This window comes from Magnetococcales bacterium, assembly GCA_015231755.1.
Taxonomy (GTDB): Bacteria; Pseudomonadota; Magnetococcia; order Magnetococcales; family Magnetaquicoccaceae; genus Magnetaquiglobus.
In genome coordinates, this window is sequence record JADGAZ010000019.1 from 1 (window position 1) to 20,031 (window position 20,031).

Annotated in this window: 13 protein-coding genes; 3 read left to right on the forward strand and 10 right to left on the reverse strand. The window is 57.5% G+C overall.

Translation table 11 applies throughout. From position 1 onward, the window contains the following. A partial coding sequence (locus HQL98_12640; protein ID MBF0272895.1) for a hypothetical protein occupies nucleotides 1-1,036 on the reverse strand: 1,036 nt, incomplete at its 3' end. A gap of 185 nt (nucleotides 1,037-1,221) precedes the next feature. Here HQL98_12640 and HQL98_12645 point away from each other — a divergent pair. Genes HQL98_12645 through HQL98_12655 form a run of 3 tightly spaced genes read left to right on the forward strand, consistent with a single transcriptional unit; the run spans nucleotide 1,222 to nucleotide 6,866 of the window. Further along, nucleotides 1,222-3,372 carry an ATP-binding cassette domain-containing protein gene (locus tag HQL98_12645; protein ID MBF0272896.1) on the forward strand — a complete coding sequence of 717 codons (2,151 nt, stop codon included), beginning with the start codon at nucleotides 1,222-1,224 and terminating at the stop codon, nucleotides 3,370-3,372. 23 nt (nucleotides 3,373-3,395) lie between these two features. Further along, nucleotides 3,396-5,513 (forward strand): peptidase domain-containing ABC transporter, encoded by a 2,118-nt coding sequence (locus HQL98_12650; protein MBF0272897.1) that lies wholly within the window; start codon nucleotides 3,396-3,398, stop codon nucleotides 5,511-5,513. Between the two features lie 12 nt (nucleotides 5,514-5,525). Next, nucleotides 5,526-6,866: an HlyD family type I secretion periplasmic adaptor subunit gene (locus HQL98_12655; GenBank protein ID MBF0272898.1), complete on the forward strand. Its 1,341-nt coding sequence runs from the start codon at nucleotides 5,526-5,528 to the stop codon at nucleotides 6,864-6,866. Nucleotides 6,867-6,923: 57 nt separating this feature from the next. Here HQL98_12655 and HQL98_12660 read toward each other — a convergent pair whose 3' ends face one another. The 9 genes from HQL98_12660 to acs form a co-directional block, all read right to left on the reverse strand. Further along, nucleotides 6,924-8,444, reverse strand: a complete 1,521-nt coding sequence (locus HQL98_12660) for a TolC family outer membrane protein (GenBank protein ID MBF0272899.1) — start codon at nucleotides 8,442-8,444, stop codon at nucleotides 6,924-6,926. Between the two features lie 96 nt (nucleotides 8,445-8,540). After that, nucleotides 8,541-11,279 (reverse strand): histidine kinase, encoded by a 2,739-nt coding sequence (locus tag HQL98_12665; GenBank protein MBF0272900.1) that lies wholly within the window; start codon nucleotides 11,277-11,279, stop codon nucleotides 8,541-8,543. Between the two features lie 7 nt (nucleotides 11,280-11,286). Continuing rightward, entirely contained in the window at nucleotides 11,287-11,490 is a 204-nt protein-coding gene (locus HQL98_12670; protein ID MBF0272901.1) for a hypothetical protein, read from the reverse strand. A 7-nt stretch (nucleotides 11,491-11,497) separates the two neighbouring features. After that, nucleotides 11,498-13,624, reverse strand: a complete 2,127-nt coding sequence (locus HQL98_12675; protein ID MBF0272902.1) for a histidine kinase — start codon at nucleotides 13,622-13,624, stop codon at nucleotides 11,498-11,500. Nucleotides 13,625-13,632: 8 nt separating this feature from the next. Further along, a complete protein-coding gene (locus tag HQL98_12680) occupies nucleotides 13,633-14,010 on the reverse strand; it encodes a response regulator (GenBank protein MBF0272903.1) in 378 nt (125 codons plus the stop codon). A 19-nt stretch (nucleotides 14,011-14,029) separates the two neighbouring features. Then, the gene (locus tag HQL98_12685) at nucleotides 14,030-15,451 is read right to left on the reverse strand and encodes a CBS domain-containing protein (GenBank protein MBF0272904.1); all 1,422 of its coding nucleotides are present in this window, start codon (nucleotides 15,449-15,451) and stop codon (nucleotides 14,030-14,032) included. A 68-nt stretch (nucleotides 15,452-15,519) separates the two neighbouring features. Beyond that, nucleotides 15,520-17,214, reverse strand: a complete 1,695-nt coding sequence (locus tag HQL98_12690) for a cation acetate symporter (protein MBF0272905.1) — start codon at nucleotides 17,212-17,214, stop codon at nucleotides 15,520-15,522. Continuing rightward, complete coding sequence (locus HQL98_12695; protein MBF0272906.1) at nucleotides 17,211-17,534, reverse strand: DUF485 domain-containing protein; 324 nt, start codon at nucleotides 17,532-17,534, stop codon at nucleotides 17,211-17,213. The genes HQL98_12690 and HQL98_12695 overlap by 4 nt, the downstream gene beginning before the upstream one ends. A gap of 199 nt (nucleotides 17,535-17,733) precedes the next feature. After that, nucleotides 17,734-19,674, reverse strand: coding sequence for an acetate--CoA ligase (acs, locus tag HQL98_12700; protein MBF0272907.1), 1,941 nt, complete (start codon nucleotides 19,672-19,674; stop codon nucleotides 17,734-17,736). Nucleotides 19,675-20,031 lie beyond the last annotated feature (357 nt).

Below are 20,031 nucleotides of genomic sequence, written 5' to 3' on the forward strand. Positions count from 1 at the left end.
TGGCTTGATCTTCGGTGCCCGAGGCATCGCTCAACACCAAGGTCGGGGCATCCGCCACGGCTTGAACTTCCACGTTCAAGGTCTGGGTCGTGGTGGAAGTTTCCCCGGTGGACAGTTCCGTGGTGACCGTGCGCACAACCAGGGCGAAATCCACATCAGAGTCCGCCGCCGGGGTCAGAGTCAGGTCAACCAGATCCTCTCCCCGAAGTGACCACACGCCATCGCCCAGATCTTCCCCGGCCGACAGCGTGGCACCTGTTGGAACCCCCTCGATGTAAACGGTCAAAGACTCATCCGCATCGGCCTGAACCACTTCAATCTGCAATGCAATCGGAGTATCTTCCCGACCAACCGCATCGGACGACGCAATCGTGGCGCCATCGGCTTCTTCGGGCACCGTGACCTGAGGCGTTTGCACGACAGGATCCAGATCCGGTCCGGTCACCACATCATCCGGAATTGCTTCGGCGGGACTCTCCAGGGTCGGACTTTCAGGAGTGGGTTCGGCGGTCGATTCGGTGGTGACGACAACCACAGGGGCAACCACGGCTGCCGGAAGCGCCGACTCGACCACTGCGGGGGTTTCGGGTCCGGCGACTGACGCAACCAGGTCCGGAGAGTCCGTCCCATCGACGATCGCGGCACGCACATCCCCACCCGCAACCGCAACCTGCGCCGTTTCGATGGGAACCACGGCGCTGTCCGCCCCACTTGCGACCGCGGGTTCATTCCCCTGGAGGACATTTTCCGTTTTGGCGCTGGAATCGACCTTTTCGGTATCATCCGTCGTTTTTTCGGTCTCCAAATCGATGGAAGTGGCAATGGAGTGGTCCACCTCCATCCGACTGCCCATCTGGACACTGCCCATCACCACCAATTGGTCGGTGACCTGGTTGGATTCTGCATTGCGGTTTTCCTCGGCGGAAAGATCGACGCTCTTGACATCCTGAAGGACCGTCATGTCGTCCAAATTTTGACGATCTTCTTCGAATCCGCTCAAATCCGTCCCACCACCGGTTTCTTGATTCTCAGACATGGCTTCACCCGTCAGTTAACGCAACAAAGGAATTAAGAGAGTCTCCGCTCTGATGTAAATATACATTCATATTTCTTGAACTGGCTAGAAAAAAATGGTATCTAGACAGTAAGTGATACAAAAAAAGGCCCATCAGGAACATTCCAAATCGTGACATGGTTTTTTGTGCCCAATCATAAAAATCAATGAAAAGAAATCACATTTTTTCAGGTGTTGGCTGGCCTCAAGCACTGCTTCCGTCGCGTCTGATCGGTCGCAACATGGTGGATCTGGTACTGACTTCCACGGTACTCAATCTGCTCTCGTTGGCGCTTCCCCTGACCATGTTGCAAATCTATGACCGCATTATTCTTTTCCAGGCGGTCACCACACTGGGACTGCTGACCACCGGTGTCATTGTCGCCATGCTCCTCGAAGCCATCTTGAAAATGGTCCGCTCCTACATCGGCAGTTGGCTGGGAGCGCGCTTCGAGCATTTGGCCGGCTGCACCGCCATTTTCCGGCTGCTGTCTTCCAGTCTGACCAATACCGAACAACAAGGTTCCGGCATTCATCTGGAACGCATCAACGGCATCAACACCCTCAAGGACTTTTACGCCGGACAGGCGGTTCTCACCCTGTTGGATCTGCCTTTCGCCATTTTGTTTCTGGGATTGATTTATTATCTGGCCGGGTGGCTGGTACTGATTCCGTTGACTATTTTCGGATTGTTCATCGGAGGCTCGGTTCTCATCAGTCGATGGCTCTACGACGCGGTGCAAAAACGGACACTCTGGGAAGACCGACGCATCGACTTTCTCATCGAAGTACTCAACGGTGTGCATTCCATCAAGGCCATGGCCATGGAAGCGATGATGTTGCGCCGTTACGAACGACTCCAGGAGAGTTGTTCCAGCATCTCCCAACGGGTCGGACTGCTCGGGGTGACCTCGAACAATCTGGGGATGCTGTTTTCCCAACTCAACATGGTGGCGGTGGTGGGTATGGGATGCATGATGGTGATTGACCACAAGCTTACCATCGGCGGACTGGCCGCATGCAGCATGCTTTCCGGGCAGGCGATCCAACCTTTGCAACGGGCGTTTGGCATTTGGGCCCGATTCCAGTCCATTCGGGTGACCCGGGACCGGCTCTCCTTGCTGTTCTCCCTGCCCCCGGAAGCCGAAGAAAACGTTCCGGAGTTGGATGGCCTGAACGGCGCTTTGGAAATGCGGGATGTCTCCTATCGTTTCTCTCCGGACAAGCCCCCGATCCTGGAAAACATCAACCTTTCCGTGGCGCCGGGTGAAACCATCGCCATTTCCGGAGGCAACGGCAGTGGCAAAACCACGCTGCTGTGGTTGATGCAGGGATCGTTACGCGCCTCCTCGGGATTGGTATTGCTGGATGATCGGGACATTGCCACCTTCGATCCCGGCAGTGTCCGCTCGAAAATCGCCTATCTGCCCCAATCCGGCATTTTGTTCAAGGGCACCATCATGGACAATCTGACCATGTTTCGTCCCTGGAAGTCCCGGGAGGCCGAAGCCATCTCCCAACGGTTGGGATTGCGGGATTTCATCACCAAAATGCCCAACGGCTTCGAGACCCTGGTGGATGACGGTGCCGCGGAGATTCTGCCCCAGGGAATCAAACAACGCATCGCCATCGCCCGTGCCCTGCTGGACAATCCCAAGGTGGTGCTTTTCGACGAGGCCAACACCTCCATCGACAGCCGGGGCGACGAGGAACTCAAGCAGGAGTTGATGCGTTTTCACGGCAAGGTGACTCTGATTCTGGTCAGCCATCGTCCATCGCTGGTGGCTTTGGCCGACCGGGTTTACAAGTTGCAGGATCACACCTTGATTCAACAGGAAAAAAGCCCACACAAGCCCTTTCAACCCCCGGCGACGGCCCCTGTGACGACGGCACCGGTCCAGACCACTGTCTCCTCCACCCCCCCCAGGACCGTCACGCCAGCGGTCGCCATTTCCGCGCCTGCGCCAGTCCCCCCGATTCCAGCCCCGGATGCGACCCTCATGACCACCATGTCACCCAAACCGCTCCCCTTCACATTAACCAAACCAGACAGCACTGCACCCGTCAGCATCACCTCGGTCAGCATCACCGGGATCAAGCCACCGGTTGCCTCCACCACGCCAAAAGCCGAAACCAAAACCCGAACAATCCCGGCGACACCGGTGATCCCGCATATCCAGGATATCCCGACGATACCGGAGCCGATCCTGCCGCCACGACCCCTTCCGGCCACGCCACCGACCGCCACTGGCAAGCAGGTCAACCTGCACCTGGAAATCGGCAAAACACCAGCGGCTTCGGAATCCCCAACACCATGAGCAAACGGCCCCAAGAATCCCTGATGGACTATCCGAAAGCCACCGGCATCCTGGAAGACTTTGCCAGGCTTTCGGATTTCGGTGCCTGTCTGGTGCCTTTGCTGCATGCGGTGGGCTATCGGGGAGATTTGCGGCATGTGGCCGAATCCCTGCCCCACTTCGCCGAGTCCCTGGATCTGACCGGATTGCGCAACGTCATGGCCAATCTCACCTTTCAAAGCCATGAACTGCGCATCAATCAAAAACAGATCGATCCCCGTCTGATGCCCTGCCTGTTTGTTCCCGATCAGCAGGGAGCCATGGTACTCTACGAACAGACCGGCGACATGCTGCTGATTTTCGACGGATCGACCGGAAAAGTCGGAAAGATCCCTCCCATGGATCTGGTGGGATCGGTTTTTTTCTTCAAGATATTCGATCATGAAATGATGTCTCTGGAACAAAACCGCCTGGGTTGGTTGCGCATGATCACCAACCGCTTCCGGAGATATTTTTATTTCGTAGTCGCCCTCACCTGCGCCATTACCGTGCTTCAAGTGGCTCCGCCGCTTTATTCCATGGCGGTCTATGACCGGGTGATCGGTTCCCACTCCATGCAGACTCTGGCCTATCTGGTGATCGGGGTCTTGCTGGCGTTGGGCTTCGATTGGGTGTTGCGGGTCATGCGGGCCCGTATGCTGATGCATGTGGGCGCCCACATGGATAGCATCGTGAGCAGCGCCATTTTCCTGCGGATTCTCTCCCTGGTGCCCTCCTACACCGAACGGGCACCCATCGGTTCCCAGGTGGCCCGGGTGAAGGATTTCGACACGGTGCGGGAATTTTTCACCGGCCCTTTGGCCTTGGTCTTTCTGGAGATGCCTTTCACGGTCATCTTTCTGGTGGTCATGGCGAGTCTGGCCGGCACTCTGGCCTTCATTCCCGGCATCACCGCCTTGTTGTTTGTGGTACTGTGGTTCGTGATGAGTCCCCTGGTGGAAAACGAAGGGGCCAGAGCCAGACGCTCCCGGGCCAAACAACAGGAATTTACCGTCGAAATCCTCAACAAAATCCGTGCCATCAAGTATCTGGGCGCCGAGGAGATGTGGTTCGACCGTTACCGGGAACTCTCTGCTGAAACCAGCATGCAAAACTTCCACTCCTCGTTGATCACCGCCGCGGTCAACACCGTGGCACAACTGCTGGTGGTGGGATCGGGACTGATCACCGTGAGCATTGGTGTGTTGCGGGTGCTGGCCGCCGAAATGACCGTCGGGGGACTGGTGGCCTCGATGATTCTGGTGTGGCGGATTCTGGCTCCGCTGCAAAGCATCTTCTTCGCCATGACCCGCATGGAACAGATCCGCTCCAGCATCAAGCAGATCGACGGTCTCATGAACGTCAAGCCCGAATTTGAAGCCTACGCCCCCATCGAACCGATCAAAAGCTTTGAAGGGGCCATCAGCTTTGTACGGGTGAGTCTGCGCTACACCAACGAAGCGGAACCGGCGCTGATGGGGGTGAGCTTCGAGGTCAAACCCGGTGAAGTGGTGGTGATCGTCGGCAGCAACGGTTCCGGCAAATCCACGATCATCAAGCTGATCGCCGGATTGTATCTGCCCCAGGCGGGCAGCATCCGCATCGACGGTCAGGACCTGCGCCAGATGAATCCCATCGAATTGCGTCACGCCGTAGCCTATGTGCCCCAAAAATGTGACCTGTACCACGGCACCATTGCCCAGAATCTGCGTCTGGCCCACGCCACCGCCACCATGGAAGAACTGGAAAACGCCTGTCGCATGTCCGGAGTCCTGGAGGATATACGCGCCCTGCCCCGAGGTTTCGATACCCGCATCGGCGACAACGATGCCGGACAACTGGCCTCCAGCACCGTGCAGAAAATCTCCTTGGCCCGTGCCTATCTCAAGCCCTCGCAGATTCTGTTGTTCGACGAGCCCGCCAGCGCCCTGGACTGGGAAGGGGACCAGGCCTTCCAGAAAGCGGTGCAACAGTTGCGAGGCAAGTCGACGATTTTCATCGTCACCCATCGTCCCAGCCACATGCGCCTAGCCGATCAACTGTTCTTCTTCGATCAAGGCTATCTGAAGCTTTCCGGGCCACCGAACGAAGTCCTCCCCAAGATCCCGCAGAACCTGATCTAGGAACCTTAAGCCATGTCTGCCACCCCTGCAAAAACCATCCAATTGGGCAACCGCCAACAACGGTTTCTGGCCCAATCCATGATCCTGGAAGAAGGTGGACTGCCCCTGTTGATCCGCGCCACCGGCATGGCCGTATCGTTGGCTGTGGCGACCTTTCTGGTGTGGGCCTCCTTTTCGGTGCTGGAAGAGATGGCCCCGGCTTCCGGAGAGGTGGTCACGCAGCATCCGATACACAACGTACAACATCTGGAGGGGGGAATCGTTCAGCAAATTCTGGTCAAGGCGGGCAACATCGTTTCACAGGGGGAGACGCTGGTTCGCCTGGACCCGGCACCGATCCTGCCGGAATTGAAACAATATCAGGCCCGCCGTCAGGCTCTGGCCTTGATGATCGAACGGCAACGGGCTTTTCTGGAAGGGCGTGAACCCCATTTCGCGCAGGTGGCCCCGGAATCCAGCCTGCTGGTCAAGGATCAGGACAACCTGCTCCACTCCCAGCGCACCCATCAGGCGAGCAGCGAAGAGGTGATTCGGCGTCAGGTGTCCCAGAAAGAGACCCAGGTGAAAGAATTGACCGGACAACTGGAGCCTTTATCCCGTCGGCAGAAACTGCTGGACGAGGAATTGGGTATTCAGGAAAAAGGGCTGGCCAAGGGATTGGTATCCCAGCTTTCGGTTCTGGCCACCAAACGAGAAAAAATTCGCGCCATCGAGGAGATGACCCGGATCCGGAGCAGTATCGCCCAGACCCGCATCGAGGTGGAGGAGTTGCGGAGCCGACTGCTGGAAAGCGATGAGCAACGGCGTCACGATGCGCAAAAAGAGTTGAACAGCGCCCTGGCCGATCAGTCCCAGTTGGATGAGCAGATTACCCGTTTGACGGATCGGGTGGCCCGACTGGACATCACCGCTCCGGTGCGGGGAGTGATTCAGGAGATGGGACCCAGCACCCTGAAAGGGGTGATTCCGCCGGGGGGACTGGTGGCCAAGATCGTGCCTTTGGGAGAGACGCTCCACGCGGAGATTCGCATCACCACCCGTGACATCGGTCATGTGAAGGTGGGTCAACCGGTGACCATCAAGGTCATGACCTACGACTACGCCCGTTACGGCACCATTGCCGGCGAGTTGCAATCCATCTCCCCGGACGCCTTCATGGATGAAAAACAACAGCCCTATTTCAAAGGACTGGTGCAGTTGTCCGCCACCCATCTGGGGTCACAGGCCGGGGTCAACGAAATCCTCCCCGGCATGACCGTTCAGGCCGACATCCACACGGGCAGTAAAACCCTGATGGCCTATCTGCTCAAACCCATCTACGCCTCGATCAACGAAGCGTTCCGGGAACGCTGAAACCCCACGCCGAACCAGCCAACGATCACCGCCAACACCAATGGGATGTACCCATGATTACGGCAACCCGGATCCGCCCACCATGGCGGAACTCTCCTGCCAAAGCAATTCGCTGGCCTGATCCAGGGTTTCGACCGCCGGTGAAGCGTGCGACTCCGACACCTTGGGAGACTCGGAGACTTTGGGGGTGGCCCACTCCTCCACATCGGCTTTCACCTGGATGCTGACTGACGACGGCATCTCCGCTGGTTTATCGATGGAAAAGGTCTGACGCAACAGCCCCACGGCCGCCAACAACCGATAACCGGCGGTTTGTTGTTCGTAGTTTTCGTTGACGCGGGCATTTCTGGCGGTGGTCAATTCGTTTTCGGAGTTCAGCACGTCCAGCAGAGGGCGCAAGCCCATGCGGAACTGCTCGTGATAGGCGGTGGTGACTTTCTGTTTGGATTCCAGATGTTCATCCAGACGGGTCAGCCGTTCCCGGGCGATCTGCATCCGGTCCCAGGCCACCCGGACATCCTCCAGCACCGTGGCCTGAGCCTCATCCAGCAACCCCTGGCTGCGTCCGACCTGTTCGGCGCTTTCCCGCACCGTGGCCAGATCCGAGCCGCCGTGAAACAGATTGACATTCAAACGCACCATGGCCCGCACGTTTTCGCTGTATCCCCGCGTCCCGCTGACATTATCCGTGTTGGAATAGCCCACATCCAACCCCAGCTTGGGCCAATAGCGGGAATAATTGCCCGCATGGGTGGCCTTGGTCGAGGCCAGTTCCCCCTTGGAACGCATCAACGTGGCATTGAGGCGCAGAGCCTGATCCATGGCCACCTGCAAGGATCCGGGCAGAATGGCCGAAGACAGCACAGGCGGCTCCAGATGGCCTGGTTCCCGACCCACCAGTCGATGAAAACGGGTCGCGGCCTTGTGTACCGCTCCAGAGGCGGAAACCAGATCGGAAACAATCAATTTCAAACGACTGGCGGAGAGTTCCGCATCCACGGAGGTGGTGATGCCCAGACTGGCCATGTCCTGGACCCGGGCCAGAATCTGACGGTGCAATTGTTCCTGATCCTGAAGCAATTGACGCAATTCCCGCTGCCTGAGCACCTCCAGATAGGCCAGAATGGTATCCAGAGCCACCTCATCGGCAGCGGTATCCAAGGCGGCCTGTTCGGTCCGCTCCCGGGCGTCGTTTTCCGCCACCTGATGCCAAGTGGAAAAACCATCGAACAGGGGTTGATTCAGATTGACCTGCAACTCCCCCCGACGCAGACGATTCTCCCCCTCGGTAAGCCGGGTGGACGTGGTATCGTTCCACTCCTCCCCGGTTCCCAGGCTCAGGTCCAAAGATGGCAGATAACCGGAAACCGCCCGGGCCTTGCGCTCTCGGATCGCCTGCAGGGAACGACGCGCCGCCTCGATGCGGGGCGTTTCCCGCAAGGCGCTCTGCACCGCTTCCGCGAGGGTCTCGGCGCGGGCATCGGCATGGGGCAGCCCGAGCCATAGCGATAACACACCCAGGCAACAGGGAAAAAATCGACGTTTTGGTTTTCCGGTACACCACGCGGCGCGGGCCATCGTTCATCTCCCACCAAGTTAACAGGAGTTCACTCAACCCGATCCAAAGCAAATTACGCGCCAAACAAACCATAACGCCGCGCCAACAAACAACGTTCAGATATCCTCCAGATCACGGGGCAACAGGAATTGAAACGCCGCCCCTTGACCCAACTGGCTCTCCACCCAGATCCGCCCCCGGTGACGATCGATGATCCGTTGGCAAATGGTCAAGCCCAACCCGGTACCCAGGGGAACATCCTTGGTTTCATCCCGCGCCTGATCCACCTGATGAAACTTCTCGAACACCTTTTCCAGGTCGTCCTTGGGGATGCCCGGTCCGTTGTCGGTCACGGTCACCCCGACGCCTTCCGGGCCTTCGTGGGTGCGAACCTGAACCATGCCGGTTCCGGAGACGCAGAATTTGACGGCATTGGACAACAGATTGATCACCACCTGAATGATCTTGTCCCGATCCGCCCGCAACAACACCGGATGGTCCGGAGCCTGGTGGATCATGCGCACGGATTTATTCTCGAACAGTTGATGGGTGGCGTCGATGGCGTCACGGGTGATCTCCACCAGATCCACCTGGGTCAAATGCCACTCCATCTTGCCCGATTCGATCCGGGCCAGATCGAGAATCTGGTTGACCAGACGGGTCAACCGTTCCGCCTCCTTGATGATGATTTCCGTAAACTTGTGACGATCTTCCGACTCCATCTCCTCGTTGTCCCGCAGAATTTCGGAGAAGGCACGAATCGAGGTCAAAGGGGTGCGCAGTTCATGACTGACGGTTGAAATGAACTCGTCTTTCAGCCGATCCAACTCCTGCAACCGTTCGTTGGCCTCTTGCAACTGACGGGTGGCCGCTTCCAACTGACGGGATTTCAACTCCAGCCGCTGGCTGTACTCGATCACCTGACTGGTTTCGTCCAGGATGCGCATCACCCCATGGAGATCCAGCTCCTCGCCCTTCACCACAGACGACACCATCACCCGGGCCGAGGCCGAACCAATAGCCCCGGTCAGCCGTTTCTCCGCGAACGCCACCAGATGGGCCGGCGCCTGGGACTGTTCGTCGAGCTTGAGAAGGCGGTGCTGAAGATAATTGGAGAAATCCAATTCAGCCTGGACTGGTCCGATAAAACGCGACACCAATTTTTTCAAATCCGCCACCGAGACGAAACCGCTCCACAGGTATTCGTTGCCCCCCTTGGCTCCCTTCTCGAAGACATTGACAAAATTCAGAGCCTGAATCTGTTCCACGGCGGTCTGACGATCAAACAGGGAAATCACCACCAGAACCCCGACATTGGCCAGCAGGCTCCAAAAAACCGAATGGGTAATGGGATCAAAGACCGTCAGTCCAAACAAAGCCTGGGGTTTCAACCAGCCGATGCCCCAGGGACCATGGTGCAAAAAGCTCTCCGCGATCCAGCCGGATTTGGCGAACGAGGCGAACAGCAACGTATGGGACCAGACCACAAAACCAGCCACCAATCCCCCCAAAGCCCCGCGCCGACTCACTCCGGGCCAATAGATTCCGATGAGAATCGCCGGGGCGAACTGGGCCACCGCCGCGAACGAAATGATGCCGATGCTCACCAGGGTATGGGATTCACCGATCAGCCGGAAATAAAGATACCCCAGAAACATCAAACCGATGATGATCCCGCGCCGGATGGTCAGGATCATGCCCGACAGATCCTCCCGGAACGCGGCGCGAAACCGCAGCAGCAACGGCAAAACCAGATCGTTGCTGACCATGGTGGACATGGCGATGGCCTCGACGATCACCATGCTGGTGGCCGCCGACAATCCCCCCAGATAGACGAACAGGGCCAACCACACCTGCCCTCCATGAATCGGCAGGGTCAACACATAGGTATCCGGATCCATGCCCTGGCCCGCGAAGATCAACCGTCCCGCCAGGGCGATGGGCAGCACAAACAGATTGAAGGCCAACAGATACAAAGGAAACAGCCAAGCGGCCTGACGGATGTGGGCCGGATTGACGTTTTCCACCACCAGCACCTGAAACTGGCGGGGCAGGAACAAAACCGCCATCATAGCCAGCAGGGTCATGGAAAACCAGGAGACATATCCCCCGGGCATGGCCTCGAAGGTCATCAGGCGCCGCACTCCCGGATCGGCCATGGCCTTGGTGAAAAGATCCCCAAAACCATCGAACATTCCAAAAGTGACAAACAGCCCCACGAACAAAAAAGCCCCGAGTTTCACCATGGATTCAAACGCGATGGCGGTCACCATCCCTTCATGGCGTTCGCTGGCATCCAGATGACGGGTACCGAACAGAATGGAAAACAACGCCAGGATCATGGCCACATACAATGCGGTATCATCCCAGGGCGCGGATGGCCCCCGGATGGCCAGATCCGCATCCAGACGATGAACCAGCACATCCAGACTGACCGCCACCGCCTTCAACTGCAAAGCGATGTAAGGCATGATGCCGATCACCACGAACAAAGTCACCATGCCCCCGAGCAAAGGACTCTTGCCATAGCGGGAGGAGATGAAATCGGCGATGGAGGTGATGTGATTGACTTTGGAGATGGCGATGATCTTGCCCAGCAGAAAAATCCACAACGCGGCCATGATGGTGGGACCAAGAAAAATGGGCAGAAAACCGATGCCGGTTTCCGCCGCCCGTCCCACGCTGCCGTAATAGGTCCAGGAGGTGCAATAGACCGCGATGGAAAGCGTATAAATGGTGGGATTGTTGACCAGAGAGCGACCGTTGGCCGCGCGCCAGTCCGCATGATAGGCCACCGCGAACAACAGCCCCAGATACAACACCGAAACCAGAGGAACAATCCACTGCCAGGACATGTTTTTCTTAGTTCTTTTCCATGGGTCCGCGACGCATGGCCAGGGCGATCATGGCGACAAAGCCCAGCCAAAACACAAACAGGTACAGCCACAACACCGGCACGCCCCAGATCATCCGATCCAGGCTCACCAGGGACAATACCGGATAGTTGATGGCCAAAGCCCCCAACAGGGCCAACACCACCAGACGCTCCTTGCGACGTTTCATCATGGGCATGTCAGTAGTTGGCCTCGGCTTGTTGACGACGGATCCGCACCATGCTGTCGGAAGCCCGCATGGCAAGTCCCAGGGTGGAAATGCCTTTGGCTTTCAGCAGTTCCAACAACCGCTGAAACACCTCCGCCGTGACCATGGCATCCCCCATGGCGGTATGGCGCAGATGGGTCTGCACATCGACCCCGAGACGCTCGGCGATGGCATCCAGGGTATGATCCGTCACCTCGTCGTGGAGATAGACCGAAAGCAGCAGGGTATCGAGCACCGGATTGTCGAAACGTACCCGGCACGCCTCCTCCTTGAGCTGCAAAAAACGCATGTCGAAGGCGGCATTGTGAGCCACCAGCACCGAGTCGCCGACAAACGCCTTGAACTGGGGCAGCACCTCTTGAATGGTGGGTTTATCCGCCACATCGGCGTTGGTGATGCCATGAATCCGGATCGACTCCTCGGGAATGGGACGACCGGGATTGATCAAGCGCTCGAAACGTTCTCCCAGCAGCACACGACCATTCACGATGCGCACACCGGCCAAGGCGATGATCTCATCCCCCCTGGAAGGCTGCAACCCGGTGGTTTCGCTGTCGAAAACCACATAGCTCAAACCGGAAAGGGACATGGCCAGCCGGGTGCCCAGGGAGTCGAAGGCATTCATCAACGAAAAATCATAAAATTCCGGACGCTCCGGAATCTCTTCGACCGGAAATTTCCACTGCCGGGGCGACGGGGCCACCGGCAGACGCAACATGGCATATCCGGGGCGCCGATGGGGTTGACTCCAGACCTCACAGCCGTGACGTTCCAGAATCTCCTCCAGACGGATCACCGCGCCACCGTCTTCCAGCTTGATGGCATGCCAGGATTCCACCTCCGAGGCGGAAATGGGAATGCCGGGCCAGATCAGATCCAGATAGATCCGATGATTGCCCATCAAGGCCTCTACCTCGACGCCCACCGAACCCGCATGCTCCCGGATTTTTTGCATCATGCGTTCCAGCGCCAACAACAAAGCCGGCGCATCGGCCTGAATCCACAAAGCCTCTCCCACCGGATGGACCGGCACCCCGCCCCGATATTTTTCCAGCCGTCTGGCCAGGGCGTCGATCAGATCGGAGGTGAGCACGTCGTTCAAGATCCAGTGTTCGGAAGCCAACGTGTCGGCCTCGGTGGCAATGGAGTCCAGACGCACGGAGAGTTCCCCCACCTCGTCATGCATCACCGCCACGAACCGTTCCCGGGCTTCGGGTTCCATGTCCCCATGGTCCATGAGGGTTTCGGCAGCGGCGCGCAAATTGGCCACCGGTCCCCGGATGTTCTCCAGGGCGTGACGGATCAGCCGGTCGCTGCGCCGCAAACCCGAGACCCGACGGGTCGCCTCCTCGAAGGTGATGAGATAAAAATTCTGCTCCGCCTCATGACACGGAAACAGACTCATGGCGCAATCCAGCATCACGTCTTCGTGTATGGCCGCGCAGAAAAAACGCGCATCCCCCTTGTCCGCACAGCCGTTTGGGGTGGCGTGACACCGGTTGAGAAACTCCATGGTGGTTTCCAGAGGAGTACGGGCGCACAGTTCGTACAAGGATCGGCCCAGTCCCAACGAGTCCTGACGGTTGCGGAACAGATTCTGGGCCGCCACGTTGTACAACACGATGCCCGCATCCGCATTGATGACGATCAACCCGACATTCAGGTGTTTGATCACCTTTTCCAGACGTTCCATTCCCGCGATCTGATTGGCCAGCGCCTCATGGACCTCACGCCGGGCCTGCAACAGGGCGGTTCCCATCTGACGCGCCGAATCCGGCAACGCTCCCAACAGATGATCCGATTCCAAGATGATCTCATGGGTCGGGTCGGCATTGGCGATGATGGCAAGATCCCGACTGACATGGACCAGAGGTTTGAGCAAAACCTTGTCCAGCCAGGACCAGATCTGGACCAGCACACCGCCGAGCAGAAACAGTACCAGCAGCGACAAGGCCACATGGGTATGCAGCCAACCCAGGGTTGTGCCATCCAGTTCGGGCAGATTGCGGTTCGCCTCCCAGGCCACTCCCGCCAGAGCACCCAGGGCAAGCAGCAAAAAAGCCCCCAGAATCCACCAGAATTGATGACGACCGTTCATTCAGGGCATCAATCGTTTTTCAGGCCGAGCATTTCCCGCACCTTGAGAACCAGTTCACGGGTGGCGAAAGGTTTGGTCACATAATCATCCGCCCCCAAGGCCAATCCCTTTTCCTGTTCCACCTCCCGCCCCTTGGCGGTGAGCATGATGATCCGTACCCCCTGATAACGGGAATCGGCACGAATCGCCTCGCACACCTCATAGCCGTTCTTTTTGGGAATCATGACATCCAGCAACACCAGATCGGGTTTCCTCTCCTCAACCGCCTGAAGCGCAGCATCGCCATCACCGACCGATCGGACCGAAAAGCCCTCCTTTTTCATGAGAAATTCCAAGGACAAAACGATGTTGGGCGCGTCGTCCACGATCAAGATTTCAATCGGCATCCCCCATCTCCCACACACTCTATTGTAGCTGTCTCAATCTGAAATGATGGCTGATCAATTGCTTGAATCCATCCACCACCCCCAGGGAATCACGCAGATACTCCCGCTCCAACCGACCCAAATCATCGATCAATAGATAATCCCCATCTCCTCCGTGCCGCATCCGGGCATCCAGCTTCACCCGCACCCGCAGGCCAGAAAGAAAATCAAACGCATCGATCAAATCGTTGCCCAGCGATTGTTCCAGCACCCCCCGACGGACCAGAGCGCGCAACCGATGGACCGTATTGACATTTTTGAGCTTATGTTCCAAGGCCAGACTGCGCACCCCATGGACAATCGGGAAGACGCCGCCCTTCTTGATATCAATTTGCCCCTGTTTGTTCCCTTTTTCCACGATAAAACGGTTGAAGAGTCCCAATGGGGTCTCGAAGGACAAAACCGGCATGGCAAAATGCGCGTAAAAAGTCGGATCGTTGGGAAGGTGATCCAGAAAAAAATCCCGTGCCCGGCGAAACAGACCGTAATGGCCCGCCACGGGGCGAGAGTCATAAAATATGGCCAACTGCATCAAGTTGGAAGGAGAAGGATTGCGAATCCAGTTGAGAAACAGCCCCTCATACGCATCGACCCGACCGCCCCACTGGGGATTGGTCATCATGACGTTGCCGGGACACGGCGGATAACCCAACTGGATCAAGGCCGTAGTAAAGGCGTGACAAAAGGCCTGATACGCGATGACGGAACATTGATCATCGGCGATGAGGGCGTTGTCCTGATCGCTTTTGATGATCTGTTCTCCCCGACCTTCGCTGCCCATGACCACGATGCACACATGATCGAGCAGATCCGGGGGAGACAGGATGTTGGCCGTTTTTTCAAATACTTGACGATCCAGTTCCCGCACCAGACGGCTGATGTAACGGGGCTTGACCCCCTTGGTGACCAAAGAATCCACCAGATGAGGCTGATGGCTGGTGGCATAGGCCAGTTCGGACAAGGTGGAGGCGCGTAGAATACGCTGAATGGTCAACGAGGCGTGATTGGTCAAAAAGGAGAGCAACTCGGTCAAACCCAGAATGCCGGTGACCTGCCCGGCTGAACCCACCACCACCCGGCTCACCCCCCGCTTGGTCATGATGAGCAACGCCTTGAACAGCAATTCGTCCGGGGAGGCCATGATCAGTTTCCAGGTGGCGATCGGGCCTATGGGGGCATCCACCGGAAGTTCGGACAAGGCCAAGGCATCGCGGATGTCGGCACTGGTCAAGACCCCGTGTCGGGTCTCGTCCCGGACCAAAAGCGCGTCGATACGGCGCGCGCGCATTTTCGCGGCCGCATCACGAATGGAGGTACACGCATCCAGGATGACAGGCTTGGTCAAATCCAGATCCCGGATGCGTGAGGTCAACAAAGGAACGTCGGAATTCTCGGAGTCCAATGCACGGATCCCAGGCCATGAAAGCCGGACCATGCGCCATGGTCCGGCTTTCGGGCTTTAGTCAAATGTCAGTGATTGGAGGCTCCAGACGCACCGATGCCGGTTTCGCAGCGAACGGCCTGCGCATCGAAGAGATTACGCTCGGCCTGAGCCTGTTGGCTGCCATCGAGCTTGGAGAAGAGCCAGCAACCGACAAACGCCAACGTCATGGAGAAGATGGCCGGATCCTTGTAGGGGAACAAGGGGGCTTTGTTGGCCAGCACATCCACCCAGACGGTTTTCGACAACACCACCATGGTCACGGTGGAGATGAGACCCAAGGATCCACCGATCATGGCGCCACGGGTGGTAAGATTCTTCCAGTAGATGGAGAGAATCAGGATCGGGAAGTTGGCCGAGGCGGCAATGGCGAAGGCCAGACCCACCATGAAGGCCACATTCTGCTTCTCGAACTGAATCCCGAGGAAGATGGCAATGACGCCGATGACCAAAGCGGAGAATTTGGAGATGCGAATCTCCTTGCGCTCGTCCACTTTCCCACCACAAATGGCGTTGGCATAGATATCGTGGGAGACGGCGGAAGCACCCGCGAGGGTCAAGCCGGAGACCACGGCCAGGATGGTGGCGAAAGCCACGGCGGAAACGAAGCCGAGGAACAGATCACCGCCGGTGGCATGAGCCATATGGATGGCGGCCATGTTGTTGCCACCATTCAAGGTACCCTTGATCGCATCCACATACTGGGGATTCGGAGCGACCATCACCACGGCACCAAAGCCGATGATGAAGGTAAGGATGTAGAAATAACCGATGAAGCCAGTGGCATAAAAGACCGATTTGCGGGCCTCTTTGGCGTTGGCCACGGTGAAGAAGCGCATGAGGATGTGGGGCAGTCCGGCGGTTCCGAACATCAGGGCCATGCCCAGAGAGATGGCCGATACCGGATCCGAAACCAGACCACCGGGTGCGAAGATATCCTTGTTGCCGGAGACCACCGCCTTGTGATCCGCCAGACCACTGGCTTTGACCCCTTCCATGGCGCTGCGGAAGAAGGCTTCCAGGTTGAAGCCCACATGATTGAGGGCACCGAAGGCAATGAAGGTGGCGCCCGTCAGCAGCAGAACGGCCTTGATGATCTGCACCCAGGTGGTGGCGATCATGCCACCGAAGGCCACGTACAGGATCATCAACACGCCGACGATCACCACCGCGGACTCATAAGGCAGCCCGAACAGGGTGCGAATGAGCTGACCTGCGCCCACCATCTGGGCAATCAGGTAGAGGATCACGGTAAACAGGGTTCCCAAAGCCGACAGAGTCCGAATGGGCACCCGGGACAGGCGGAAAGAAACGATGTCGGCGAAGGTATAACGGCCCAGGTTGCGCAATTGTTCGGCCATCAGGAAGAGAATGACCGGCCAACCCACCAGAAAGCCGATGGAGTAGATCAGTCCATCGTATCCCTTGGCGAACACCATGGCGGAGATACCCAGGAACGAGGCCGCCGACATGTAGTCACCGGCGATGGCCAGACCATTCTGGAAGCCGGTGATCCCGCCACCCGCCGCATAGAAGTCTTTGGTCGACTTGGTACGCGAGGCGGCCCAATAGGTGATGGCCAGGGTCACCGCCACGAAGATGAAAAACATGACGATAGCGGTGATGTTCATTTTGCTCTCCGGTTTGGCCGCGTCAGCCGCCCAGAGCATCGAAGACCAGGATCCGGCGACGAGCGCGGATGCGAGAGCCGTCAACTGTTTCATTTCGTCTCCTCCTTGATCTGACGGGTCAATTCATCGAATTCGCCATTGGCCCGACGTACATAAATTCCGGTCAGGAGGAAAGCCGAGACGATAATGCCAGCCCCGATGGGAATGCCAATCGAAATGACGCTCCCTTCAGAAATTTTCGTGCCCAGAGATTTGGGCGCGAAGGCGACCACCAGAATGAAGGCATAATAGATGATCAGCATCAGCCAGCTGAGTTTCCAGGCAAAGCTGGAGCGTTTGGTCACCAGCTCCGTGTATTTGGGATTCTTTTGAATCCGCGCGATGAGTTGTCCGTCTTGTGGATCATTATTCATGGGCAATCTCCTTTGATGGTTGTCGGCTGGATCATGGTTTCCCCCCCCCTCAATCCGCTGATCAAAACGAGGGATGGCACGCCACAAACTCAAGCCCTGGTGTGAAGCCCGGGAACCGCGGCATCCGGACGCATAGGCCGGGGGGGGATCCCCCCGGCGATGGTAAAACCGGAAACAATCCGGCGTAAACAGCTTGAAATCAGGCGGTGGGCTGACGTTCGTCAATGAGCTTCTGCACCACACCCGGATCCGCCAAAGTGGTGGTATCGCCCATGTTTTCGAGTTCGTTGGCCGCGATCTTGCGCAGAATGCGACGCATGATCTTGCCGGAACGGGTCTTGGGCAGACCGGGAGCCCATTGCATCACGTCGATATGGGCGATGGGACCGATCTCCTTGCGGACCAGGGCACCCAGCTCCTTGCGCAGGGCGTCCGACGGCTCCTCGCCGACCATCAACGTCACGAAGGCATAGATGCCCTGCCCCTTGATGGCGTGGGGATAACCGACCACAGCGGCCTCGGCGACCTTTTCGTGCAGCACGAGGGCGGATTCAATCTCCGCCGTACCCAGATTGTGGCCGGAGACGATGATGATGTCATCGACGCGACCGGTGATCCAGTGATAGCCATCCTCGTCGCGACGGCAGCCGTCGCCGGGGAAGTAACGTCCCGGATAGGCGGCGAAATAGGTGTTGAAGAAACGCTGATGATCACCGTAGACCGTGCGCATCATGCCCGGCCAGGGACGGGCGATGGTGAGAATGCCGGTGGTGGCTCCTTCCTGCAACACACCTTTTTCGTCCACGATCTCCGGAATGATGCCGAAGAAGGGCAGCGTGGCCGAACCGGGTTTGGTGGGGGTGGCACCAGGCAACGGGGTGATGAGAATACCACCGGTTTCGGTTTGCCACCAGGTATCCACGATGGGGCAACGGCCCTGACCCACGGTGTGATAATACCACTCCCAGGCTTCGGGATTGATGGGTTCACCCACGGAACCCAACAGACGCAGGGAGGAACGGCTGGTGCTGTTGACAAAGGCATCGCCCTGGGCCATCAGAGAACGGATGGCGGTGGGGGCGGTATAGAAAATATTGACCTGATGCTTGTCGATCACCTGCCAGAAGCGGGAAGCGTCCGGATAGGTGGGAATGCCCTCGAACATCAAGGTGATACCGCCATTGGACAAAGGCCCATAGACGATGTAGCTGTGACCGGTGATCCAGCCCACATCGGCGGTACACCAATAAACATCCCCTTCGTGATAGTCGAAGATGTAACGATGGGTGATGGAGGCGTAGAGAATATAACCACCCGTGGTGTGCAGCACCCCTTTGGGCTTGCCGGTGGAACCGGAGGTGTAGAGGATGAACAACGGATCCTCGGCTTCCATGGGTTCAGCCGGGCAGACCGGATCGGCGGCGGCGATGGCGTCGTGATACCAGACATCCCGGGTCGGATCCATGGGAACATTGCCACCGGTCAGACGGACCGTGAAAACGGTGTGAACCGACGGGCATACCTTGACCGCCTCATCCACATTGACCCGCAACGGAATTTTCTTGGCACCGCGCACCCCTTCGTCGGCGGTGACCACCGCGCAACTGGTGGCATCCTGGATACGATCCTTGAGGGACTCCGGGGAAAAGCCGCCAAATACCACCGAATGGACCGCGCCGATGCGGGTACAAGCCAGCATGGCCACGGCGGCTTCGGGGATCATCGGCATATAAATGCAGACCCGATCACCCCTTTTGATATTGCGCGCCTTCATGGCGTTGGCGAAACGGCACACCTCTTCGTGCAACTGACGATAGGTGATTTTTTTTGAATTGTTGGGATCATCTCCTTCCCAGATGATGGCGGTCTGATCGCCCCGGGTCTCCAGGTGGCGATCCAGACAGTTGTAGGAGACATTGAGTTGGGCGCCATCGAACCAGCGGATATGGGCTTTGTTGAAATCCCAATCCATTACCGTGTCCCACTTCTTGAACCAGTGAATGAACTGATCCGCCTGCTCGGCCCAGAAACCTTCAGGATCCTGAATCGAACGGGCATACATAGCATCGTATTGTTCCCGGTTGATCAGTGCGTTGGAAGCGATCTGGGGGGGAACGGAATAGATTTTGTCACTGCTCATACCATTGTCTCCTTGTAACGTGCTTTGCTCGGATGGTGATTGTTGGAAGTTTCATTTCCTCGGTTACAACCGGCAGTGCAATTATGGAAAGATTATCATGATGCAATGCAACATAACCCTGTGGAAAAATATGATGCAATGCAACACAACCCCCTGGAATCCCCCGGGATCTCTAGGCTTTCCGTCTTGAATCCGCCAAGAAATGCACTCGTTCTGACCGCACAACGAGTATCCCGCCCTCACGGGACGAATTAATACGGGAAGATTATTGGCTTGTCAAAGTCAAATCGCGCACCCTCCTTTTCCTCCAATATAGAATATCACTTCTCAGGTTGGTAGAGACCGTCCATGGAACCA